The sequence below is a fragment of the Thioalkalivibrio thiocyanodenitrificans ARhD 1 genome (assembly GCF_000378965.1).
Classification (GTDB): domain Bacteria; phylum Pseudomonadota; class Gammaproteobacteria; order Ectothiorhodospirales; family Ectothiorhodospiraceae; genus Thioalkalivibrio_A; species Thioalkalivibrio_A thiocyanodenitrificans.
The window spans coordinates 1,580,996-1,603,629 of sequence record NZ_KB900536.1 but is presented as its reverse complement, the minus strand read 5'-3'; the positions used below and the strand labels follow the sequence as shown (position 1 = coordinate 1,603,629).

General features: G+C 67.6%; 18 protein-coding genes. 13 read left to right on the top strand and 5 right to left on the bottom strand.

Going from position 1 to position 22,634, the window contains the following annotated elements; all coding sequences use genetic code 11:
• Positions 1-101: 101 nt before the first annotated feature.
• The 3 genes from THITHI_RS0107500 to THITHI_RS0107490 all read right to left on the bottom strand — a co-directional run bounded on the left by THITHI_RS0107500 (position 102) and on the right by THITHI_RS0107490 (position 3,908).
• The gene (locus THITHI_RS0107500) at positions 102-2,708 is read right to left on the bottom strand and encodes a protein kinase domain-containing protein (RefSeq protein ID WP_018232465.1); all 2,607 of its coding nucleotides are present in this window, start codon (positions 2,706-2,708) and stop codon (positions 102-104) included.
• Positions 2,705-2,857, bottom strand: a complete 153-nt coding sequence (locus THITHI_RS20995; RefSeq protein WP_232199396.1) for a hypothetical protein — start codon at positions 2,855-2,857, stop codon at positions 2,705-2,707. The genes THITHI_RS0107500 and THITHI_RS20995 overlap by 4 nt, the downstream gene beginning before the upstream one ends.
• 142 nt (positions 2,858-2,999) lie before the next feature.
• Positions 3,000-3,908 carry a LysR family transcriptional regulator gene (locus tag THITHI_RS0107490; protein WP_018232463.1) on the bottom strand — a complete coding sequence of 303 codons (909 nt, stop codon included), beginning with the start codon at positions 3,906-3,908 and terminating at the stop codon, positions 3,000-3,002.
• Positions 3,909-4,032: 124 nt separating this feature from the next.
• On the opposite strand from THITHI_RS0107490, the gene THITHI_RS0107485 reads away from it, so the two are divergent.
• From THITHI_RS0107485 to THITHI_RS0107470, 4 genes are all read left to right on the top strand, one after another.
• The gene (locus tag THITHI_RS0107485; RefSeq protein ID WP_232199395.1) at positions 4,033-4,419 is read left to right on the top strand and encodes a DoxX family protein; all 387 of its coding nucleotides are present in this window, start codon (positions 4,033-4,035) and stop codon (positions 4,417-4,419) included.
• A gap of 139 nt (positions 4,420-4,558) precedes the next feature.
• The gene (locus THITHI_RS0107480) at positions 4,559-5,530 is read left to right on the top strand and encodes a glutathione S-transferase family protein (RefSeq protein ID WP_026186151.1); all 972 of its coding nucleotides are present in this window, start codon (positions 4,559-4,561) and stop codon (positions 5,528-5,530) included.
• A gap of 80 nt (positions 5,531-5,610) precedes the next feature.
• Positions 5,611-6,693 carry an efflux RND transporter periplasmic adaptor subunit gene (locus tag THITHI_RS18630; RefSeq protein ID WP_018232460.1) on the top strand — a complete coding sequence of 361 codons (1,083 nt, stop codon included), beginning with the start codon at positions 5,611-5,613 and terminating at the stop codon, positions 6,691-6,693.
• Positions 6,690-9,806, top strand: coding sequence for an efflux RND transporter permease subunit (locus tag THITHI_RS0107470; RefSeq protein WP_018232459.1), 3,117 nt, complete (start codon positions 6,690-6,692; stop codon positions 9,804-9,806). The genes THITHI_RS18630 and THITHI_RS0107470 overlap by 4 nt, the downstream gene beginning before the upstream one ends.
• 143 nt (positions 9,807-9,949) lie before the next feature.
• On the opposite strand, the gene msrB is transcribed toward THITHI_RS0107470, so the two are convergent.
• Complete coding sequence (gene msrB, locus THITHI_RS0107465; protein ID WP_018232458.1) at positions 9,950-10,366, bottom strand: peptide-methionine (R)-S-oxide reductase MsrB; 417 nt, start codon at positions 10,364-10,366, stop codon at positions 9,950-9,952.
• A gap of 195 nt (positions 10,367-10,561) precedes the next feature.
• On the opposite strand from msrB, the gene THITHI_RS0107460 reads away from it, so the two are divergent.
• Positions 10,562-12,733: an HAD-IIB family hydrolase gene (locus THITHI_RS0107460; RefSeq protein ID WP_018232457.1), complete on the top strand. Its 2,172-nt coding sequence runs from the start codon at positions 10,562-10,564 to the stop codon at positions 12,731-12,733.
• A gap of 188 nt (positions 12,734-12,921) precedes the next feature.
• On the opposite strand, the gene THITHI_RS18625 is transcribed toward THITHI_RS0107460, so the two are convergent.
• Positions 12,922-14,043: an NAD-dependent epimerase/dehydratase family protein gene (locus THITHI_RS18625; RefSeq protein ID WP_018232456.1), complete on the bottom strand. Its 1,122-nt coding sequence runs from the start codon at positions 14,041-14,043 to the stop codon at positions 12,922-12,924.
• A gap of 107 nt (positions 14,044-14,150) precedes the next feature.
• On the opposite strand from THITHI_RS18625, the gene THITHI_RS0107450 reads away from it, so the two are divergent.
• The 8 genes from THITHI_RS0107450 to THITHI_RS18620 all read left to right on the top strand — a co-directional run bounded on the left by THITHI_RS0107450 (position 14,151) and on the right by THITHI_RS18620 (position 22,627).
• Positions 14,151-15,014, top strand: coding sequence for a hypothetical protein (locus THITHI_RS0107450; RefSeq protein ID WP_018232455.1), 864 nt, complete (start codon positions 14,151-14,153; stop codon positions 15,012-15,014).
• A 123-nt stretch (positions 15,015-15,137) separates the two neighbouring features.
• Positions 15,138-15,356 (top strand): hypothetical protein, encoded by a 219-nt coding sequence (locus THITHI_RS0107445; RefSeq protein ID WP_018232454.1) that lies wholly within the window; start codon positions 15,138-15,140, stop codon positions 15,354-15,356.
• An 88-nt stretch (positions 15,357-15,444) separates the two neighbouring features.
• A complete protein-coding gene (locus THITHI_RS0107440; protein ID WP_018232453.1) occupies positions 15,445-15,924 on the top strand; it encodes a hypothetical protein in 480 nt (159 codons plus the stop codon).
• A gap of 453 nt (positions 15,925-16,377) precedes the next feature.
• The gene (locus tag THITHI_RS0107435) at positions 16,378-16,596 is read left to right on the top strand and encodes a hypothetical protein (protein ID WP_018232452.1); all 219 of its coding nucleotides are present in this window, start codon (positions 16,378-16,380) and stop codon (positions 16,594-16,596) included.
• A 107-nt stretch (positions 16,597-16,703) separates the two neighbouring features.
• The gene (locus THITHI_RS0107430) at positions 16,704-17,207 is read left to right on the top strand and encodes a hypothetical protein (RefSeq protein ID WP_018232451.1); all 504 of its coding nucleotides are present in this window, start codon (positions 16,704-16,706) and stop codon (positions 17,205-17,207) included.
• Between the two features lie 83 nt (positions 17,208-17,290).
• A complete protein-coding gene (locus THITHI_RS0107425) occupies positions 17,291-20,461 on the top strand; it encodes a tetratricopeptide repeat protein (protein ID WP_018232450.1) in 3,171 nt (1,056 codons plus the stop codon).
• Complete coding sequence (locus tag THITHI_RS0107420) at positions 20,458-20,865, top strand: DUF6165 family protein (RefSeq protein ID WP_018232449.1); 408 nt, start codon at positions 20,458-20,460, stop codon at positions 20,863-20,865. The genes THITHI_RS0107425 and THITHI_RS0107420 overlap by 4 nt, the downstream gene beginning before the upstream one ends.
• Positions 20,846-22,627 carry an O-linked N-acetylglucosamine transferase, SPINDLY family protein gene (locus THITHI_RS18620; RefSeq protein WP_018232448.1) on the top strand — a complete coding sequence of 594 codons (1,782 nt, stop codon included), beginning with the start codon at positions 20,846-20,848 and terminating at the stop codon, positions 22,625-22,627. Before THITHI_RS0107420 ends, THITHI_RS18620 begins: the two co-directional genes overlap by 20 nt.
• The last annotated feature ends 7 nt before the right edge of the window (positions 22,628-22,634 follow it).

The following is a 22,634-nucleotide window of genomic DNA, read 5'->3' as shown; positions in this document are numbered from 1 at the left end:
CCTGCGGGCACCGCTGGTCGGGTGATCTCTGCGAATCCGTCATCCGGGTTATTGTGTCGGCCTCCCTCCGGGCGATCAAGCAGCCGATCCGCACCCGGCCCTCAGGGCGTCATGGCGTGCCGGCTGCTGTATTGCCCGGGCTTCGGGCCGCGCTTCAGCGCCACGGCGCATTCGCGCAAGGCCTTCGCCAGGTCGGCGCCGTCCTGGTATCGCCGTGCGGGATCCTTTTCAAGGGCGCGGTTGAGGATCAGGGCCACCAGGGGGCCCAGTTCGGGGCGTATCTCCGAGATGGACTGGTGGCGGGTCTGCGTGATCTGGTAGACCAGGCTCGCCATGGTTTCGGCGTTGAAGGGCAGCCGGCCGCACAGCAGCTGGTAGAGGGTTACGCCCAGGGAGAACAGGTCCGAGCGGCCGTCCACGGGCTTGCCGGCGACCTGCTCCGGCGACATGAAGGCGGGCGTACCGAGGATGGTGCCGGTGCGCGTGCGGTTGTTGTCCGTCAGGCAGGCAATGCCGAAGTCGGTGATGGTGACCGAACCCTTGTCGCGGTCATAGATGACGTTGGCGGGCTTGACGTCCCGATGGATCACCTGCTGGCCATGGGCATATGCGAGCCCGTCCGCCACCTGGGCACATACCTCCAGGACCTCGCCCACGGGCAGCAGGTTGTCGGCCCGTGTGTAGGCGTCCAGGGCCGTGCCCTCCAGGTAGTCCATGGCGATGAAGGCCAGGTCGTGTTCCTCGCCCACGTCGTAGATGGTGACGATGTTGCGGTGGTTGAGGCGGCCGGAGGCCTCCGCCTCCCGGAAGAAGCGCATCTTCACCTGCTCGAGCAGTTCCGTCTCGAACTCCTGATTCAGGGCCAGGGTCTTGATCGCCACCTTGCGGCTGATCTTGGGATCCACGCCCAGGTAGACGATGCCCATGGAGCCACGCCCCAGCTGGCGCTCGATCTGGTAGCGTCCGAGGGTGGGTTTCTCCAGGGTGTCGCCATCGACAATCAGGGTGTTCTCCATCCTGGTGAGATCCTGTCCCAGGCGCTTGCGGGCCGGTTTGGACACGCCGCGCAAACGCAGGATGCGTACCGGCACGTCCCGGTAACGGGGGGAGACGGTGTCCAGATGCGTGTACACGGCCATGGCCCGGGCATACTGGCGGCGGCGCACCAGGTCATGGCCAAGCTGGTACAGCTGCTGGCAAAGGGGCTCGTCCACATTGCGCACGCGGCGCAGGTGATCAAAGGCCGGCTCAAGCTGTCCCTGGGATCGCAACAGGCTGCCCAGCTGATAATGGGCCTCCGAGGCATCGCGGCGGTCCCGGGACAGGATGTCCGTGTGGCGCAGCCAGGCCCATAACAGTCCGTGACCCGCCAGCAGGGCGAGGACCGGCAGGGTAACCGGTAACCACATGTGGTGCACCAGCAGCATCAGGATGCCGGCGTTGAACACCACCACCACGATCAGGAGTGACAGCAGGAGGCCCGCGGTGCGGCTGGTCAGTTGCAGGGGCAGGGCCAACAGGTAGAGCCCCACCAGTACCAGCAGCACCCGCTCGATGCCGTGGAACCAGGCGGGCACCCATATGGCGCGTTCGTCCATCAGGCTGCCCAGGGCATAGGTCTGCCAGACGGCGTCCGGCAGTGTCACGCCCGCGCCCAGATTCACCGATGGGGCCCGGTTGTCAGCGCGCCCGAGGATGACGGTGCGTCCTTCCAGGCTGGCGTTGCCGGCCAGCAGCGTATCCAGGTCGTGCACCAGCAGACCGTTCCCGCGGGGATCCTGGCGGGGGGGGATCGGATGGGCCGACAGGTCCGGTCCGAGGGGGCGCAGTTCATTGCCCAGGCGCACCCCGCGGCCGGGTTCGAGCCTGATCTGCGCGGTCGCGGCGTCTCCGTGGTTCAACAGGGGCAGCAGAAACCCGGCCCAGGGCCCGCCGGGTTCGTTGACGGCGAGCCTGACCCCGGTGGGCGCGGTGACAGGCAGCGCGGCACCGACGTCACGCGCGACGCTGGCGAGATCCGGCAGGGGGGTCTGCAAGGGCGTCTCCAGGCGGGCCGGACCGGGTGTTCGCATGAACACGGCAAGCCACGGCCGGGCATACCAGGGTATGGGTGCCGCATTGATCCGGCTCAGCGTCCCACCACGGGCCGTGTCACGGGTGACGTCCGGAAAGGCGGCCAGTACGGCCCCCCCGTGGCGGCGCAGGGCGTCGGCAAGGCGGGCATCCCGGTCCAGGCGTGCCAGCCATGCCGGGGCGGGCGCGCCGAGCGCGCCCCGGTCGGACTCCAGGATCAGGGACTGCATGTCTGGCGGGGACTGACGCTGATGCAGGGGCAGGTAGATGCCGAGCCGGTTCACGCCCTGGGCGGCCAGGATGTCCACGGCACGGGCGAGGACATCATAGTCAACGGGGCCGGGGCCCGTATCCACGAGTGCCACGCCGGCAAGGCCCGCTTCGGCGGGAATGAGGCGCGCGGCCAGGTCATAGGCAAGCAGGTCCGGGCCACGGGGCCACTGGGCATAGGACAGGCCCAGCAGCACCAGCACGAACACGATGACGATGGCGCGGCGCTGGCCCGTCTGACCCCGCAGCCATCCGGGCAGAATGGGACGCCGCGCGACGGCGGAAGCCCGATCCCCGGTGGCTGGATCGGCTTCAAATGCGCCTGTATCCGTCTTGCCCGCATCCTGCTGGCTGTCGTGGTTCACTGCTGCATGGGCTCCCGGGGTGCGGGCACGGTGTCGTGCAGGCGACACGCCGGCATACGGGGCATCCGCCGCCCGATGCCCGTGTGCATCCGTCCGGCGCTGCCGGTCGTCGTGGCGGAGCCGCGGGTGCGCCACGACATCCGAATCATCGAATCCTCTCCTCGTATATGCATGGGCGTTCTCTCGGGCACCCCGGCGCAAAAGATTCCTGTCCCGCCACATTATCAGCCGAAAGGACCGCGGAGGCACCCCCGTTTGTCGAGCGGGTGGTGGACGTGGTCGGCTGCACGATCATGCGCCGCAGGGCGGGTGCGCGGTCCGGCAGGCGTCGGTGAGGACCCGGGCCAGCGCGCGCGTCGCGGGCCCGGCGTTGTCCTCATCCCCGAACATCAGGTACAGGGGCACGCTGTACTGCCCGCCGGCCACCAGTGGCAGCGCCGCAAGCGTGCCCCTCTCCAGCGCGTCGGCCAGGCGATGTTCCGGCAGCCACCCGAAGCCGAGTCCCGCCTCGAGGGCCGCCAGTGCGGTGTCAAAGTGGGTCACCGTCCAGCGGTGTTCCGCCGCGAGCCAGCCGATGTCGGTGCGATTCCCGGTGCCCGAATCACGAATCACCACCTGCAGATGGCCCTTCAGATCGTTGCCGGTGACGGGGCGGTCGAGCCGGTGCAGGGGGTGGTCCGGGTGTGCCACGGCACGGAAGCCGATGTCCACCAGGTGGGTCCCCAGGTGGCTGGCCGGCACCCGGATGCCGATGACGAGGTCCGCCTCGCCGCCCATCAGGCGGTCCTCGGCGCCGGACAACACCACCTCCTCCAACTGCACCCGGGTCCCGCGGCTCACCGGCACGAAATGCCCGAGCGCCGCCATGAGCAGATCCGCCGGGAAGGCCGCGTCCACCACCAGGCGAACCTCCGGCTCCCAGCCCTGCGCGAGGTTCCCGGCCAGTGCCTCCAGGACCCGGGCGTCCCGGAGCAGCACCCCGGCGCGGCGCAGCAGTACCTCACCGGCTTCCGTGAGCACCGCCTTGCGGCCCTCGATGCGCATCAGCGCGATACCGGCCTGCTCCTGCAGGCGGGCGACCGTGTAGCTCACCGAGGACTGGCTTCGGTGCAGATGGCGGGCGGCCTGGGCGAATCCGCCCTGTTCCACCACCGCCTGCAGCACCCGCCATTGTTCCAGTGAGATTCGGGGCCCTTTCATGGCGTTTTACCGGTCATTAACATATCTATTCATTGGATCAATATAGCCCAATATTTGCGCTTTTTTATCTGTCGTATTTATTGATACTGGGGGCTCATTCTGATGACAACCTGGAAGGAACTCGATGATGAACACGATTCAACCCATTGCAATGCTGGCGGGACGCGTGCTGCTGGCGGTGATGTTCCTGCTGGCAGGCCTGGACAAGATCGGCGGTTTCCAGGGTGCCCAGGCGTACATGGCGGCGTTCGGTGTGCCGGGCCTGCTGCTTCCCCTGGTGATACTGCTGGAAGTGGGCGGTGCCCTGGCGCTGATCGCGGGCCTGTGGACCCGCTGGGCGGCCCTGCTGCTGGCGGCCTTCACGCTGCTCGCCACCCTGATCTTCCATCTCGATTTCGGCGATTCCATGCAGCAGATCCTGTTCATGAAGAACCTGGCCATCACCGGCGGGCTGCTGTATGTGGGCGCACGGGGCGCCGGTGCCTGGAGCCTGGATGCGCGGCGCGGATGACCCCCGCCCTTCAACCCTTCGTGTGTGCCGGCACCTGGATGAACTCCCGCTGCCGGACACATGTCACACCTACGATGCGCCGGATGCCCGACCCATTCCGCTTTCATCGGGCGCGGCACGGCAACCGGAGTCGATTCTCATGAGTCTGATGGTCAATGGAGCACTGCGCGAGGACTGGCTGGAGGCCGAGACGGAAAACGGCGAGTTTGTGCGCAAGGATTCCCAGTTCCGCCACTGGATCACCCCCGACGGTTCACCGGGCCCGAGCGGCGAGGGCGGTTTTCCCGCCGAGCCGGACCGCTATCACCTGTATGTGTCCTGGGCCTGCCCCTGGGCGCATCGCACCCTGATCTTCCGCCAGCTCAAGGGCCTCGAAAAGCTCATCAGCGTATCGGTGGTCAACCCCTTCATGCACGACCCGGGCTGGAGCTTCGAGGCCCATCCCGGCTCTACGCCGGATCATCTCCACGGCGCCCGTTACCTGCACGAACTCTACACCCGGGCCGATCCGGACTACACCGGGATCGTTACGGTGCCGGTGTTGTGGGACAAGCAGCACGATACCATCGTGAACAACGAATCCGCCGAGATCATCCGCATGTTCAACAGTGCCTTCGATGCCTTCACGGATCGCGATGCGGACTATTATCCGCAAGCGCTGCGCCCCGAGATCGACGCGGTCAACGAACGTGTCTACGACACCCTCAACAACGGCGTGTACCGGGCGGGGTTTGCGGCATCCCAGGAAGCCTACGACCGGGCGTTCGATGCCCTGTTCGACACCATGGACTGGCTGGAGGGCCGTCTGGCGGGGCAGCGCTACCTGGTAGGTGGCCGGTTGACCGAGGCCGACTGGCGCCTGTTCACCACGCTCGTCCGGTTCGATGCCGTCTACTACAGCCACTTCAAGTGCAACCGGCGGCGACTCATCGATTACCCGAACCTCTGGGCCTTTACCCGGGAGCTCTACCAGGTGGAAGGCATCGCCGGGACGGTCAACCTGGAGCAGATCAAGACTCACTACTACGGCAGCCACAGGCAGATCAATCCCTCCGGCATCATCCCCCGGGGCCCGGTCCTGGACTTCGGCGCGCCCCATGGACGGGGTTGAACGGGGAGGGCGTGGTCCGACCGGGTCCTGGTGGTGTAATGTGCTGACTTTTCCCGGTTGACTGACAGAGGGTCCACAGCGTGAAGAAGATTCTGGCGCCACTGGTGCTGATCCTGGCGATTGGCGGGGCGGTCGCCTTTGTCTATCAGTTCGAACCCCGGGGGGACGCGCCCGGCGCGTCCAACGGCGGCGGGATCACGCCGGTGGTGGTCGTGCCGGTGGGCCGGGATTCGTTCGTGACCACCCTGGAGTCCCTGGGCACCGTACGCGCCAACGAATCCGTGGACCTGGCCGCCAAGGTGACCGGACGCGTGGCGTCCCTTGGGTTCACCGACGGCCAGCAGGTGCGCCGAGGCGACCTGCTGGTGCGGTTGGATACCGCGGAGGAGCAGGCGGAGCTGCGTGAGGCGGAGGTGCGCCTGACCGAGCAGCGCCGTGAACTGGAGCGCATCCGCGGCCTGGTGGCGGAACGCAACCTGCCGCGCCAGCGCCTGGATGAACAGGAATCCCGGGTCAGCGAGGCCGAGGCCCGGCTTGAGGCCGCGCGCGCCCGGCTCGATGACCGGGAGGTGCGCGCGCCGTTCAGCGGCATGCTGGGTCTGCGTCGCGTCAGCGTCGGTGCGCTGGTCAGCCCGGGCACGCTGATTACCACCCTGGACGATGTCAGCGTGGTGAAGCTGGACTTCACCGTGCCCGAGACCTTTCTGCCGGGCATCACCGCCGGGCAGGAGATCGTGGCCCGCAGCGCCGCGTACCCGCGTGAGGCGTTCTCCGGCAAGGTGACCTCCATCGACACGCGCGTCGATCCGGGCACGCGGGCCGGCACCGTGCGTGCAGAGATTCCCAACCCGGACGGCTTGCTGCGCCCCGGCATGCTTATGACCGTGCGCCTGATGAAGGATCCGGCGGAATCCCTGTCCGTGCCCGAATCGGCGCTGGTCCCCCTGCGTGACGAGCAATATGTCTTTGTCGTCGGCGAGGATGACCGGGTCGAACGCCTGCGTATTGTCACGGGGCGCCGTGCTCCGGGCCGGGTGGAGGTGCTGGACGGTCTGGAGGAAGGCATGCGGGTGGTGGTGGAGGGCTCCCACCGCATCGGCGCGGGCGCCCGGGTGGAGGTGCGCACCCGTGATGCGTCCGGGTCGGGGGACACCGCGTCATGATCATTTCGGATCTGGCCAATCGCCGGCCGGTCTTTGCCAGTGTTCTCAGCCTGCTGCTCGTCGCCTTCGGCATCATCTCGTTTGATCGTCTCCCGCTCCGGGAATATCCGGACATCAACCCGCCGGTGGTCACCATCCTCACGGACTACCCGGGGGCCAATGCCGCCATCATCGAATCCAGGATCACCCAGCTGATCGAGGACCGGGTGAGCGGTATCGAGGGCATCGACTGGATCCAGTCCGACAGCACCGACGGGCGGTCCCGGATCACCGTGGAGTTCAACGTGAACCGGGATGTGGACGCCGCCGCCAACGACGTGCGCGAGGCGGTCGCCCGCGTGGTGCGTCAGCTGCCGGACGAGGCCGATCCGCCCATGGTGTTCAAGGCGGACACCAACGCGGACCCCATCATGTGGCTGAACCTCTCCAGTACCCGCCTCAACCGCATGGAACTCACCGACTACGCCGAGCGTTACCTGGTGGACAGTCTGTCGGTGGTGGAGGGTGTGGCCCTGGTGCGCGTGGGCGGTGCGCTCACCTATTCCATGCGCATCTGGCTGGACCGGGAGGCGCTGGCGGCCCGGACGCTCACCGTGGAGGACGTGGAGCAGGCCCTGCGCCGGGAGAACGTGGAACTGCCCGCCGGGCGCGTGGAATCGGTGGACCGGGAGTTCAACGTGCGTGTCGCCCGCGCCTACGGCACACCGGAGGAGTTCGCCCGCCTGGTGGTGCGCCAAGGCGACGACGGGCACCTGATGCGCCTGGGCGAGGTGGCCCGGGTGGAGGTCGGACCGGCTGACGAGCGTACGGAACTGCGCGGAAACGGGCAGTCCATGGTCGGGCTCGGGATCATCCAGCAGTCCACGGCCAACACGCTGGAGACCGCCCGGGCGGTGAAGGAGCAGGCCGAGCGGCTGCGGCCGACGCTGCCCGACGGCGTCACGCTCAACATGAGCTACGACACGTCGGTGTTTATCGAGGGCGCGATCCAGGAGGTATTCATCACCCTGTTCATCGCCATGGGCGTGGTGATCCTGGTCATCTACCTGTTTCTGGGCAACGTGCGCGCCATGCTCATCCCGGCGGTGACGGTGCCGGTTTCGCTCACGGCAGCGTTCATCGCCCTGTACGCCCTCGGTTTCTCCGTGAACCTGCTCACGCTGCTGGCGCTGATCCTCGCCATCGGTCTGGTGGTGGACGATGCCATCGTGGTGCTGGAGAACATCCACCGGCGCATCGAACTGGGTGAGCCGCCCCTGCTCGCCGCCTATCGGGGCGCACGCCAGGTGGGTTTCGCCGTGGTGGCCACCACGCTGGTGCTGATCGCGGTGTTCGTGCCTCTCGCCTTTCTGCAGGGCAACATCGGGAGACTGTTCACCGAGTTCGCCCTTGCCATGGCCGCGGCAGTGGCCTTTTCGAGCATCGTCGCGCTCACACTGTCGCCGGTGATGTGCGCGCGTCTGATCCGTCGTGATAATCAGGACTCCGGTCTGAGCCACGTGATGTCGGTCGGCTTCGACCGCCTGGGCCGCCTCTATTCCCGCATCCTGGAGGCGGCGCTCAAGGTGCCCCTGGTGACGGGCCTGGTGCTGGTGGGGCTGTTCACCGTCATTGCCGTGCTGATCCAGGTGATCCCCAATGAATACGCGCCCCGGGAGGACCGTGGCGCTTTCTTCGTGTTCGCCACGGCGCCGGAGGGCACCAGCTACGAGACCATGACCGGACACATGCGCGAAGTGGAGGCGCGACTGCTGCCCCTGCTGGAGTCCGGCGAGGCCATCCGGGTGCTGGCGCGCACGCCGCGAAGCTTCGGCAACAGTGAGGTGGTCAACAACGGCATCGCCATCGTGGTGTTGCAGCACTGGAACGAACGCCAGCGCTCGGGCAGCGAGATCATGTCGGCGCTCCAGCCGGCGCTGGACGACATTCCCGACGTGCGCGCGGTGACGGTGATGCGTCAGGGACTGGGCGGACGCCGGGTGGGTCAGCCGGTGCAGTTCGTGCTCGGAGGCCCCAGTTATGACGAACTGGCCGAGTGGCGTGACTTGATCATGGCGCGCGCCGCGGAGAACCCGGGGCTGCGGAATCTGGATTCGGACTACCACGAGACCAAGCCGCAGCTCATGGTGACCATCGACAAGGACCGCGCGGCGGATCTGGGCGTTTCGGTGGAGAGCATCGGGCGCACGCTCGAAACCATCCTGGGCTCGCGCCGGGTCACCACCTATATCGACCGGGGCGAGGAGTACGACGTGATCCTCGAGGGCGAGCGCGCCCAGCGGCGCACGCCCAACGACATCACCAACATCTACGTGCGTTCCCAGCGAAGCGGCGAACTGATTCCCCTGTCCAACCTGGTCAGCTTCGTGGAACAGGCGGACGCGGCAAGTCTCAATCGCTACAATCGCATGCGCTCGATCACCATCACGGCGGGACTGGCGGACAACTACACCCTGGGCGAGGCCCTGGAATACCTGGATGGCGTCGCCGCCGAACTGCTGCCGGAGACGGCGCGCATCGACTACAAGGGCGAGTCCCTGGAATTCCGCAAGGCGGGCGGGGCCGTGATCTTCGTCTTCGCCCTGGCGCTGCTGGTGGTCTTCCTCGTCCTGGCCGCCCAGTTCGAGAGCTTCATCCATCCGCTGGTGATCATGCTCACAGTACCCCTGGCGGTGGCCGGCGCGCTGTTCGGTCTGTACGTGACCGGCCAGACGCTCAACATCTACAGCCAGATCGGCATCGTCATGCTCATCGGACTGGCCGCCAAGAACGGCATCCTCATCGTGGAGTTCGCCAACCAGCTGCGCGACGCGGGCCTGGGCTTCCACCGGGCGCTGACCGATGCCGCCCGCCTGCGGCTGCGTCCGGTGCTGATGACCGCCTTGACCACGGTCATGGGCACGCTGCCCCTGATCCTGGCCAGCGGCCCCGGTGCGGAGAGCCGTTTCGTCATCGGCACCGTGGTGTTTTCCGGGGTGCTGTTCGCCACGTTCTTCACGCTGTTCGTCGTGCCGGTGGCCTATCAGACTCTGGCCCGTTACAGCGGCTCGCCCGGCGAGACCGCCCGGCGCATCAGGGATCTGGAGGCGCAGCACGGGGAGGCAAGGATCTGAGTTGGAGTTCAAGGTTCAAAGTTCAAAGTTCAAAGTTCAAAGTTCAAAGTTCAAAGTTCAAAGAGCGTCACAAGTGGCCACGCTGTTTCAACCCTTGAACCTTGAACTTTGAACTTTGAACCTTGAATCTCCGACCCGGCCTGTCAGTCTTCCGAAGCCGGATGGAAATTCAGGGATGCGGAGTTGATGCAGTAGCGCAGCCCCGTGGGCGGCGGGCCGTCGTTGAACACGTGACCGAGATGGGCGTCGCACCGCGCGCAGCGCACTTCGTCCCGGACCATCCCGTGACTCAGGTCCCGGCCCACGCGGACGGCCGTCGGCGTGACCGGCTGCCAGTAACTGGGCCAGCCGGTGCCCGAGTCGAACTTCTGGGAGGAACTGAACAGCGGCGCATCGCAGCACACGCAATGGTACATGCCCTGTTCATGGTGATCGTGGTATCGGCCGCTGAACGGCGGCTCGGTGCCCGCCCGGCGCGTCACGTGGTAGGTTTCGGGGGTCAGCCGCTCGCGCCATTCCTCGTCGCTGTAGCCCGGTCGCTCGTTCTGTGGATCGCTCATATACCGCGTCTCCGCCGCCCCGTATCCGGACGGATTAAGGATGAAGGACGAGTATAGCCCCTCATCGACCTCTCCCGGCGGGATGATACCGAGGTGACGACCGCGCGTTCATTCTTCGCAAAGTGCCCTCCGTCTCCCGATCCGTTACCATGAGGACGAACCGATCACCCACGCAGGAACGACAGGGAAATCGGCGTGAAAAAGACGCAAAGCAAGGCCCGTCGTGGCGAGGGGCTGTACATCGTGCTGATCAGCATTCACGGCCTGATCCGGGGACAGAACCTGGAACTGGGCCGGGATGCGGATACCGGCGGTCAGACCAAGTACGTGGTGGAACTGGCCCGGGCACTGGCGGCGAACCCGGAGGTGGGCCGGGTGGACCTCCTGACCCGGCAGGTGATCGACAACAAAGTCTCCGACGACTACGCCGTGCCCGAGGAGCCCCTGGGGGACAACGCCTGGATCATCCGGCTGCCCACGGGTCCCCGCCGTTACCTGCGCAAGGAAACCCTCTGGCCCTATCTGGATTGCTTCGCCGACAACGCCCTGGGGCATATACGCAAGGTGGGCCTCAGGCCCGACGTGGTCCACAGCCACTACGCCGACGCGGGTTTCGTGGGCACCCGGCTGGCCAACCTGCTGGGGGTGCCCCTGGTGCACACGGGGCACTCGTTGGGCCGTGTCAAGCGCGAACGCCTGCTGGAGAAGGGCCTCAAGCCCGAGGACATCGAATCCCGCTACAACATGACGCGGCGCATCGATGCCGAGGAGGAGACCCTGGCCAATGCCTACATGGTGGTGGCCAGCACCCGGCAGGAGGTGGACGAGCAGTACGCACTCTATGACCACTACCGTCCGGAGCACATGGTGGTGGTGCCGCCGGGCACGGATCTCGGGCGCTTCTCGCCGCCCAGGCCCCGTGCCCCCCGGCCGCCGGTCTGGCAAGAACTGGCGCGTTTCCTCAACAAGCCCGACCGCCCCATGGTGCTGGCCCTGTCACGGCCGGATGAGCGCAAGAACATCCCCACCCTGATCAAGGCCTTCGCCGGGCACAAGGTGCTGCGCGAGCACGCCAACCTGGTCATTGTCGCCGGCAACCGCGATGCTATCCGGGATCTGGACAAGGGATCCCGGGAGGTCCTCACCGAAGTGCTGCTGCGCATCGACGAGTACGACCTCTACGGGCAGGCGGCCTACCCGAAACATCACGCCTCGGACGATGTGCCGGATTTCTACCGCATGGTGACCCGTACCCGCGGCGTGTTCGTCAACCCGGCGCTGACAGAGCCCTTCGGCCTGACGCTGATCGAGGCGGCCGCGTGCGGCGCCCCCATCGTCGCCACCAATGACGGCGGCCCCTCGGATATCGTGCGCCACTGCAACAACGGCGTGCTGGTGGATCCCCTGGACGAGAAGGCCATGGGCGATGCCATCTGGAAGATCATCAGCGACCGGGAGCGCTGGAAGAAGTACTCCGACAGCGGGCTGAAGGGCGTGCGTGCGCACTATGCCTGGGAGGGGCATGCACAGAAGTATGTCCGCAAGGTGAAGGCCCTGCGCAAGGAGGCGAGCCGCGTGCGCCGGGGCCAGCAGCGTCTCTCCGGCAAGCTGGCCAAGGCGGACCGGGCCATCATCTCGGACATCGACAACACCCTGCTGGGGGATCGCAACAGCCTGCGTGCCCTGGTGCAGCGGCTCAAGGACGAGGGTCCGGGCGTGGCCTTCGGTGTCGCCACCGGCCGGCGGCTGGAATCCGCCCAGCAGGTGCTCAAGGACTGGGGCGTCCCAACGCCGGACCTGTTCATCACCTCGGTGGGTTCCGAGATCCACTACGGCCCGGAGATCACTCCGGACCAGGGCTGGTCACGGCACATCGATCATCGCTGGGACCGGGACGGGCTCATGGAGCAGCTCCTGGATCTGCCGGGCATCGATCTTCAGCCGGAAGTCGATCAGCGTCCCCACAAGCTGAGCTTCTTCGTGGATCCGGAGAAGGCGCCCTCCATACACGATATCGAACGCCTGCTGCACCAGCAGGACCTGCACGCCAACATCATCTACTCCCACGACCGGTTTCTCGACCTGCTGCCGGTGCGCGCCTCCAAGGGCTTCGCCGTGCGTTACCTGGCCGACAAGTGGGGCATTCCCCTGGAGCGCACCCTGGTGGCCGGCGACTCCGGCAACGACGAGGACATGCTGCGCGGCAGCACGCTGGGCGTGGTGGTGGGCAATCACCATCCCGAACTGCGCCGGCTCAGGGGCTTCGAGCGCATCTATTTCGCCGAGGCCGGTCACGCGGCCGGCATCGGCGAAGGGCTGGATCACTTTGATTTCTTCAGCAGATGCATCGTGCCCGACGAAGGATGATTCAAGGTTCAAAGTTCAAGGTTCAAAGTTCAAAATAAGGGGGCTGCCACCCGGTTCGTTCACTGAACTTTGAACCTTGAACTTTGAACTTTGAACCTTGAACCTGAAATCGGGTCTTCCCGTACCGACCTCGAGATGCCTCGCCCGGCCGGTGCGGCGGTGAGCCCGTCCGGTCGGGTGCGGGTGGCTCAGGCGGTGCCTGTCGCGGACGACGGGGTGGTTGAGGTGCGTGGCTTTCCGGGCGCGACGTGCCAGTATTTCTCCACGTAGTAGGCGATGGTCTCCCGGAGTACCGACTCGAGCGGCACTACGGGTTCCCAGCCGAGCAGGTCTCTTGCCTTGTCGATGTTCGGCAGGCGTCGGTCGCTGTCCTCGTAACCGGGTCCGTAGAACGTCTCCCCGGGCACTGTGCGCATGGGGTGGTCGCGGTAGGCGGGATCGCCGACCGCTTCGGCGAACAGCCGGCGCATGGTGTCGGCCAGGTCGCGGATGGTGGTCTCGTTGGCGGGGTTGCCGATATTGAAGACCTGTCCCTGCCCGGCCTCCGGCCTGTCGAGCAGCAGCATGAAGGCGTCGACGGCATCGTCGATGCCGGTGATGACGCGCCGGGCGTGTCCGCCGTCGACCAGTTGCAGCGGCTCGTTTCGCAGCAGCGCCGACAGAAAACAGGCCAGCACCCGTGGAATGCCCTCTCCCTCGAAACCGGGGATGAAATCCATGCGCGGGCCGAAAAAATTCAGCGGGCGGATGATGCTGAAGGGCATGCCGTGCTCGTAATGATGTGCATACACATAGCGTTCCATCAGCTGCTTGGCGCAGGCGTAGGTCCAGCGCTGATTCTGCACCGGTCCAAGCGTGAACGGCGTGCTGTCCTCGCGAAGCTCATATAGCGCCGGGTCTTCGTAGGCCGCGTCGCCGGTGTAGCTCGCCAGCGTGCGCCCGTATACCTCGCTGGTGGACACGTGAATCAGCCACTTGCCGTGTTCGGCGCACAGGTCGGCGAGGCGCAGCATGTCGGTGAAGTTCGAGCGAATCACGCCCAGGGGGCGGGTGTTGTACTGGGACGGATTGCAGATGGCCGCCAGGTTGATCACCGCATCGGCGGCGGCCACGTCCTCGCGCAGGCGCGCCTCGTTGCCGCAGGCATACAGGTCCGCGCCGCGCAGGTTCAGCCGCTCGTGGGCCAGGAGGTGTTCGATCTTGGTCTGCTGGTGATCCCAGCCCGATACGGTGACATCGGCCCGTTGCAGCAGCCGCTCCAGCAGATGGCTGCCGATAAAGCCGCCGCAGCCGGTGATCAGAATGTGCATGACGCCCCCTCGCACGGGTCCCCCCCGTGGGTAGCGCCAAGCTTACATGGATTGCGGGGGGCAACCAAAATGCCCGGTTTCCGGACGGATTCATTTAAGCTTGCAACATGTCCACCCATGAACCGCCACCGCTGACGGATCACTTCAGGCTCCTGGGCCTGGCCGTCCGGCTCGACGCCGACCCGCCCGCCCTGCTGGAGCCCCTGCAGCATGTGGTGGTCAGGGCCGGGGACGACCTGCCGGTCGAGCGGACCGTGAATGTCCGCGTGGTCCCGGCGGGCAACGGGCTGCAGGTCGACATGGGCGAGGGCAGGCCCAGGCGGCTGTGCTGCACCGACGTGGCCCTGGCCCATATCCACATCGTGCTCACCCGCTACGCCCGCGACCTGCATGCCGGGGACACCACGCTGCACTGTGGCGCGGCGACGCTGGATGGACGGCTGGCCTTGTTCACCGGCGACCGCGGGGCGGGCAAGACGACACTGCTCGCCCGGCTGCTGCTGGCCGGAGCGGATTTCCACTGCGACGAGTATGTCCTGACCCGCGACGGCCTCGCGATCACCTTCCCGCGCCCCCTGCACGTGAAGCCCGGCACCCTGGCGCATCTGCCCGAGGTGGCGGCCGTATGCCGGCGCAAGCCGCTGCTGCAGCACTGGAACGGCGTGAAGTACTACCCCGTGGATCCCGAGGACCTGGGCCATGCCTGGCGCAGCGTGCGGGCCCGCCCGGCGGCCATCCTGCATCTGGAGCCCGGATTCGACGGGCCCCCGCGCATCGAGTCGATCGCGCAGATCGAGATGGTCAAGCGCCTCATGTGCCAGACCCTGGACCAGGCCCCCGACATCGGGCGGCAGGCCCGGGATGTCTGTGCCCTGGTGCGCGGTACGCCGTGTTTCGCCCTGCGGGTGGGGCCGCTGGAGGACACCCTGGACCTCGTGCGGCGCACCCTCTCGGGGCTCGATTCCGTTTGACCCGTCACACAGGGTGGTCTAGTTTTCTGGTGTGAGGATTCAGCGGGCCGCGCTCGCCCGCCCGGGTCCAGCATGCGGCGCCGTGATGATGACGATATTGCGACATCCGTAACAGGGGGCTCCATGGAATACGACAACGAAGACAGCCCGCGGGAACCGGCGAAAGCCGCGGATCCGCAGCGGCGCCGGTTCATGAAGGCAGCGGGCGGCGCGGTGCTGGCCGTGCCTGCCATGGAGACCCTGTCTCGCCAGGGGATCCTGCTGCGTGCCGCCAAGGCCCAGACCGTCAACGGCGGGATCATGGACGGGATCGGCGGGAGTACGACAGAGACAGAGGTCTGATCGTTCAGCGCCGCATGAACAATGACAGCGCATCGGTGGTTCCGGGACGGTGCCCGGCGACCGGCCTGTACGGGGTCAGGGGGGAACAATGCCAACATTCAGCTTTTACCTTGGAAATTCATCGCCGTTTGACATCGTTTATCGCTGGGACGGATTCTGCACAGACTTCAACCACGTGGAGGGCCAGGATACGTTTTCGGGCACGATGTGGTTGAGGGACGGCGTACGGTTGGTCAACGGTACGTCGGACACCGCATTGCCGGATTTTCCGCTGACCCTTACCATGGGCAGCTATGACGAGGGTGCCTCCTTTGCCACGTTTGACGCAGTCGGGGGCATGACGATTACCGAACCGGACGTCACGCGAGGCACCTTCACGGGCGCCACGTCCCTTACCGTGACGAGTGCGACATTCAGTGGAACATTCATGAATGCCGATACCATGACCAGCGGTTACGTCGTCGCCTGGGGAGATGTGCTGTATGCCTCGCCAGAGGGATCGCAAGGCGCTGATGCAAGCAGCAGCTTCACCTGGGTACGCAATCTACCCGCCTGCACCCCATTCTAGTCGCACCATGACATCACCCTTGCGCCGGGCATTTTCCGGCGCAAGGGTGAACCGCATGCAACCGATCGTTCACACCCAACCCCAGTGAGTGCCCATCCGAGCGCGCCGCCCCGCCTGATCCGCTGCAACGGGTCGGCCTCCTGCTGCCGCGCCTGGGGCCCATCGAACGCCGCCTCATCGCGTCCGTTTGCGGGGTGGCCCGGACGCGCCCGCGTCCCTCGAACAGGTGGTGGCCGCGCTCCTCTGGCGCCATGGCGGTCGCCGGTTGTGAGGAGGCGTTGCGTTCTGGCCCCCGAAGCCCCGTTTCGCCCTGCGGGCGGGGCCGCTGGAGGAAACCCTCGAATCCGGTTGACCCATCGTGAGAACTGGGATAGGTTTCACAGAAAAGCACCCGAAGATAGGGTCCGCGCGCCGCGCGGGCGCCGACCACCTGCCACAACATCAGGGGGAACGATGGAACACGACAACCAGGACAATCCACGGGGATCGTCCCGGGCCGCGGATCCGCAGCGGCGCCGGTTCATGAAGGCGGCGGGCGGCGCGGTGCTGGCCGTGCCTGCCATGGAGACCCTGTCGCGCCAGGGGATCCTGCTGAGTGCCGCCAAGGCGCAGACCGTCAACGGCGGGATTCTGGACGGGTTCGGCGGGAGCTCGGACAACAACATTGGCTGATCGGATCACCGGCCGTGAGCGTGCGGTCGGTGTCTGAATCGCACGAACGCAACCACGCGGGTCAGCCGGGTGCCGGCAGACCGGATCTTTGAGATCAAGGGGGAACGATGCCGACATTCTATGCCTTCCTGGGAACGACGGGCACTCAGAGCCTTGAGTACCGCTGGAACGGGTTCTGCACCGACTTCAACCATGTCGACGGCAGCGATACCTTCTCGGGGGTGATGTGGCTGCGGGAGGGTGCCCGGTATGTCGGCGGCACCTCGGTGGGGACGGTGCCCGATTTCACGATGACCGTGGCCGGGGGCAGTTACGACGGGGTGTCGTCTTATGTCTCCTTCATGCCGACCGGGCAGCTGTCGATCGACGAGCCAGGTGTTACGAGAGCGACCTTTTCTGATGGGTCCAGCCAGACGTTCACGGGGGCCACGGCCCTGTCGGCCACGTCGGGTGGGTTTTCCGGATATTTCTCCTTGAATCCCGATACCTTGTCTGGCTATCAGTACCTGGACGGATTGGTGCTCTATTCGGGAGGCCATCAAATCCATTCGTATTTCGGCTCCGACAGCTTCACCTGGGTACGCGGCCTGCCCGCCTGCACCCCGATCTGATCGCACCCCGACATCACCCATGCGCCGGGCATTTGCCGGCGCATGGGTGAACACATGCCCCTGATCGTCCACACCCAATCCCAGTGAGTGTCCATCCGAGCGCGCCGCCCCCGCCCGACCCGCTGCAACGGCTCGGCCCCCTGCTGCCCGGCCTCGGGCGCATAGAGTGCCGCCTCCTCGCAGCGGTTTCCGGGGCGGGACCGGACGCGCCCGCCGCCCTCGAAGACCTGGTGACCGCGCTTCTCGACCGTCATGGCGGCCTTCCGGAAGAGGCGGCGGCGCGCCTGCGCGAGCTGAGCGCCGCACGTCCCGGGGATCCCGATGCTACCTATCTGCTCGGCGAGTGCCTGCGCGAGTCCGGAGACTGGCGGGGGGCGCAGGCGGCCTACGCCTATGCCCTGTCCATGGACGGCGACCATGCCGATGCCCGGGCGGGCCACGGGCTGGCGCTGATCGTGCAGGGGCAGCGCGAGCAAGGGATTGCCGACTGTGACCGGGCGCGCGCGCTGCGACCCGACCTGGCGGCGGCATGGCGCTACCGGGCCCACGGGCTGCTGCGCGAGGGCCGCCTCGACGAGGCGGCCGCCGCTTGCGAGGAGGCGCTGCGGCTGGCCCCCGATGCCCCGGAAGGACAGGTCATGCAGGCCCTGATCCGGCATCGCTGCGGACTCGTCCGGGGCGCCCGGCGCGCGCTGGACCGCGTCATCGACGCGCATCCCGAGCTGGCCGAGGCGCGCGCCAACCGCGCGCTGCTGCGCCTGATCGACGGCGAACCCGAGGGCGCGCTGGCGGATGTCGAGCACGCCCTCGCGCGCAAGCCGCGGCTGGCTCCGGCGATGGCGCTGCGCGCGCGCCTGCACGAGGCACGGGGCGAGCACGCGCAGGCGCTGGGGCGGCTGGAGGAACTCCGACGGCTCGACCCCGCCAATCCCGACTGGGCCCTGCAACAGCTCGATCTGCTGGAGTCCCTGCGCCGTTTCGACGAAGCCGACGCCCTGTGCGAGGCCTTCGCGCAGGAGCAGGGCGCCACGCATCGCACCTTCCGCCTGCGTCTCGCCATGGCGCGGCTGCGCCGGGGCGAGACGGCGGCGGCGCTGCCGTTGATCCCCGGTGCGGGGCCGGGCGTCGACGCGGCCACGGCCTGGCGGCTGCTGGGCGCGGCATTGCGCACGGCGGGCGAACCCTCGCTGGCATGGCGCTGTCTGGATCGGGCCCTGTCCCTGTCCCCGTGCGATGCGTGGCAGGCGGAACTTGCCGAGGCGATGCTGGAGACCGGCCACGCGGAGAAGGCGCTCACGGCGCTGGACGCCCTGGAATCACCGCCCCGGGAAGCCGCGCTCACCCGCGCCCGGGCCCTGGCGCAGCTGGGGCGCGCCGACGAGGCCCTGCCCGTGCTGGAGGCGGCGGTCACCGAGCATCCCGATTTCGGCCTGGCCCACCTGCGTCTGGGCATCCTTGCGCGGCAGCAGGGGAAGTCCGCCCTGGCCGAGGGCGCATTGCGCGAGGCCATCCGGCGAAGCCCCGGGGAAGCCGCCCCGCACGAACAACTGGGTATCCTGCTCAGCGAGCGCGGTGACGGGGTCGAGGCCGAGGCGGCGTTTCGGGAGGCCCTCAAGCGCGCACCGGACAGCGCATCCGCGCAGGTCAACCTGGCGATCCTGCTCGCCCGACTGAAGCGTTATGCGGAAGCCGAGGGGCTGTTGCGGGCGCTGGCCCGGCGCAATCCGGCGGACGCGGCGGTGTGGCGGAACCTCGCGGGCGTGCTGATGGAACAGCGGCGCCATGCCGATGCCCTGGAAGTGGCCGAACGCCTGACCGGAATGCTGCCGGACGACGACGCGGCCAACCACCTGCTGCTGGCCGTGCTCGATGCCCTGAAACGAACGGAAGACGCGGTGTGCGCGGCCCGGCTGTGGGTGGAGGCGTCGCCGGATTGCGCGTCCGCCCGGGCCGCATTGGCCCTGGCATGCGCCCGGGCCGAGCGCCACGATGAGGCCATGCAGGCGGCCGGCCGCCTGGCGGAACTCGAGCCCGACACGGCGCGCCGTCACGAGGTCGATGGCCTGGTGCATTCCGGCGCGGGGCGCTACCGGGAAGCGGTCGACAGCTTCCGGCGCGGGCTGGCGCACTCGTCCGACGCCCTTTCCCTGCAGACGAACCTGGGTTTCGCCTTGCAGGAACTGGGGGAAGAACAGGAGGCCGTCGACAGCCTCACGCGCAGCGCCGATCTGGCGCCCGACAACGGGCAGATCCACATGAACCTGGGCATGGTCCTGTTGCGCCAGGGGCGTTATGAAGGCGGTTGGCCCGCCTACGACCGCCGTGAGGGCGCACTGCGCGGCCCGCGCTCGCTGCCGGATGCGCGTACCCAGGCGGGCGTCCCGCCCGACCTGGGCGATGCCGCAGTCCTGGTGCGCGCTGAACAGGGGCTGGGCGATACGCTGCACTTCATGCGTTATGTCCGCCGGCTGGCCGGGGAATGCCGGGAGGTCCTGTTTCAGCTTCAGGATCCGATCACCTGGACGGCCTGGTGGCTCGGCGACAACGTGCGCGTGTTCGGGTATCGGGACGCGGTCCCGCCGGCGGATTACCAGGTCTCCCTGCTCAGTCTGCCCGGCTACTACGCTACCGGGATCGAATCCATTCCCGCGGATGTGCCTTACATCCATGCCGACGCCGGGCGGGTGCGCCGCTGGGGCGATCGCATCGGCAGCGGCGGTTTCCGCATCGGCATCGTCTGGCACACGGACCCCAACCACGGCAATACCCGGCGGTGGATCCCCCTGGAGCGGCTGGCCCCCCTGGCCGGACTTCCCGGGGTGCGGCTGATCAGCCTGCAGAAGCACCATGGCCTGGAGCAGCTGGATGCCCTGCCGGCAGGCTGCCCGGTCGAGTCCCTGGGCGAGGATTTCGACAGCGCCGGCGACGCATTCGTGGATACGGCCGCGGTGATGATGTCGCTGGACCTGGTCATCACCATCGACACCGCCGTTGCCCATCTTGCGGGCGCCCTGGGGCGGCCGGCCTGGGTGCTGTTGTCCAGGCCGGCCGACTGGCGCTGGCTGACGGGGCGCGCCGATACGCCCTGGTATCCCAGTCTCCGCCTGTTTCGCCAGGCGCGGCCCAACGACTGGGACCCGGTGGTGGCCGATGTGCAGGCGCGCCTGGAGGCGGTGCTGCGCGGTGACGCGCCTGCCATCTGGCCCGTGGGCCAGGACGATGTCCCCCCGTTTCCGCGCGGGGAGCCGGCATGAGCGCGGCAACCCCCGAGGTCCCGGTCTCCTGGGGAGAGCTGGTGGACAAGATCACCATCCTGGAGATCAAGGCCGAGCGCATCGCCGATCCGCAGAAGCTGGCGCATGTGCGCGACGAGCTGCAGCGCCTGCGCGCCGTGCTCGCGCGCGCGGGCGGCCTGTCGCCCGAGGCACTGGCGGTGCAGGGGGATCTGCGTGCCATCAACGAGCAGCTCTGGGAGGTGGAGGATGCCATCCGCGCCTGCGAGCGCACACGGGACTTCGGCGATGCATTCATTGCCCTGGCCCGCTCCGTGTATCAGTTGAACGACCGGCGTTTCCTGTGCAAGCGGCGCATCAACGAGCTGGCGGGCAGCGCCCTGTTCGAGGAAAAGTCCTACGACGATGACCGGGACGGCGGCTGACGCGGCCCTGGACGAGGCGGTGCGCATCCATCGCGCCGGGGACCTGGCGCAGGCGGAGCGCATCTACCGGCGGGTGCTGGACGACGAGCCCGGCAATGCCCGCGCCCTGCACAATCTCGCCACGATCCGCGTCGCCCGGGGGCAGCTCGGTGAAGCGCGCCGGCTCCTGGAACAGGCCCTGGCGCAGGCGCCCGATTGGGCCATGCTGCACATGACCCGTGCCGGCGTCTGCCTGGCCCTGGACGACGAGGACGCCGCTGCGGTCGCCTACGGCCGCGCCGTGGAACTGGACGACACGCTGGTGGGTGCCTGGGCGGATCTCGCCACGCTGCATTTCGATGCCGGGCGTCACGAGCAGGCCCTCGATTGCTGCCGCCGGGCGCTGGCCCTGTCCCCCGGGGATCCGGGTCAACTGCACAACCTGGGGGCGGTGCTCATCAAGCTGTGGCATGTGGACGAGGCGATGGACCTGTTCCGCCGGGCCGCCGCCCGGCCGGACGCCACGTCACAGGTGCTAAGCATGGTGCTGTATCGCCTGCACTTCGCCCGGGACGCCCGTCAGTCGGAGATCCTCGCCCTGGCGCGGCGTTGCGGCAGGCAACTGACGCCGCCCGGGATACTGCCCACGGCGCCTCCCTGTGATCCGGACCCCGCGCGCCGTGTTCGCATCGGCTATGTCTCCGGGGATTTCCGCGAGCATGCGCTGGCCCATTTCATCGAGCCCCTGCTCATCCATCACGACCGGGCCGCCTTCGAGGTGCACTGCTTCGATACATCGCCCGCATCGGACCGGGTGACGGAGCGCTTCAGGGGACGGGCCGACGCGTGGCACGTCATCCGGGAGATGTCCGACGAGGCCGCCGCCGCGCTGGTGCGGCAATCGGGGATCGATATCCTGGTGGACCTTTCGGGCCACACCGATCATCACCGCCTGGGCCTGTTCGCGCGCAGACCCGCCGCGCTGCAGATCACCTGGATGGGTTTCATGAACACCACCGGCCTGCCGTCCATGGACGGCATCATCGCCAACGACATCCTGATACCGGAGGACGAGGCGCCGCTCTACGTGGAACGGCCTCTGAGACTGCCGGACAGCCACCTGTGCTTCGATCCCCTGATGCCCCCCCTGCCGGTGGGCGCGCCGCCCGCGCTCGAGCACGGGCAGGTCACCTTCGGCTGCTTCAACCGGCTGGACAAGGTCAACCCGGTGGTGGTCGACTGCTGGGCGCGCATCCTGCGGGCCGTGCCGGATGCCCGCCTGATGCTCAAGACCCCGGAACTGGATCTGCCCCCGGTGCACCGGCGGGTGAGCGCGGCCTTCGCGCAGGCCGGCGTCGATCCGTCGCGGCTGCTGCTGGAGGGTGGCGCGCCCCGCGAGACCTACTGCCGGGCGATGAGCAGCATGGACATCGCCCTGGATCCGTTCCCCCACAACGGCGGCACGGTCACCTGCCAGACACTGTGGATGGGTGTGCCGGTGCTGACCCTGAAGGGGCGCGAGGGGATGATCGGCCGCTACGGGGCCAGCTTTCTCCGGGCGGTGGGGCTCGGGGAGTGGATCGCCGTAGACGAGGACGACTACGTGCGCAGGGCCGTGGCCCATGCCCGGGACCTGCCGGCGCTCGCCCGGATCCGCAGCGATCTGCGTGACCGCCTGCTGGCGTCCCCGGCAGGCAACGGCGCATTGTTCGTGGCACAACTGGAGGATGCGCTTCGCCGTGCGTGGCGGGACCGGTGCGCGTCCGCGTCGCCACGGCCGTGAGCCGGGC

Coding starts and splice junctions, on each gene's coding strand:
- THITHI_RS18625 (WP_018232456.1), bottom strand. CDS start 14,043: ATGCACATTCTGATCACCGGCTGCGGCGGCTTTATCGGCAGCCATCTG.
- THITHI_RS0107445 (WP_018232454.1), top strand. CDS start 15,138: ATGGAATACGACAACGAAGACAGCCCGCGGGAACCGGCGAAAGCCGCG.
- THITHI_RS18620 (WP_018232448.1), top strand. CDS start 20,846: ATGACCGGGACGGCGGCTGACGCGGCCCTGGACGAGGCGGTGCGCATC.
- THITHI_RS20995 (WP_232199396.1), bottom strand. CDS start 2,857: ATGATTCGGATGTCGTGGCGCACCCGCGGCTCCGCCACGACGACCGGC.
- THITHI_RS0107450 (WP_018232455.1), top strand. CDS start 14,151: ATGTCCACCCATGAACCGCCACCGCTGACGGATCACTTCAGGCTCCTG.
- msrB (WP_018232458.1), bottom strand. CDS start 10,366: ATGAGCGATCCACAGAACGAGCGACCGGGCTACAGCGACGAGGAATGG.
- THITHI_RS0107440 (WP_018232453.1), top strand. CDS start 15,445: ATGCCAACATTCAGCTTTTACCTTGGAAATTCATCGCCGTTTGACATC.
- THITHI_RS0107480 (WP_026186151.1), top strand. CDS start 4,559: ATGAGTCTGATGGTCAATGGAGCACTGCGCGAGGACTGGCTGGAGGCC.
- THITHI_RS0107420 (WP_018232449.1), top strand. CDS start 20,458: ATGAGCGCGGCAACCCCCGAGGTCCCGGTCTCCTGGGGAGAGCTGGTG.
- THITHI_RS0107430 (WP_018232451.1), top strand. CDS start 16,704: ATGCCGACATTCTATGCCTTCCTGGGAACGACGGGCACTCAGAGCCTT.
- THITHI_RS0107435 (WP_018232452.1), top strand. CDS start 16,378: ATGGAACACGACAACCAGGACAATCCACGGGGATCGTCCCGGGCCGCG.
- THITHI_RS0107485 (WP_232199395.1), top strand. CDS start 4,033: ATGATGAACACGATTCAACCCATTGCAATGCTGGCGGGACGCGTGCTG.
- THITHI_RS0107490 (WP_018232463.1), bottom strand. CDS start 3,908: ATGAAAGGGCCCCGAATCTCACTGGAACAATGGCGGGTGCTGCAGGCG.
- THITHI_RS0107470 (WP_018232459.1), top strand. CDS start 6,690: ATGATCATTTCGGATCTGGCCAATCGCCGGCCGGTCTTTGCCAGTGTT.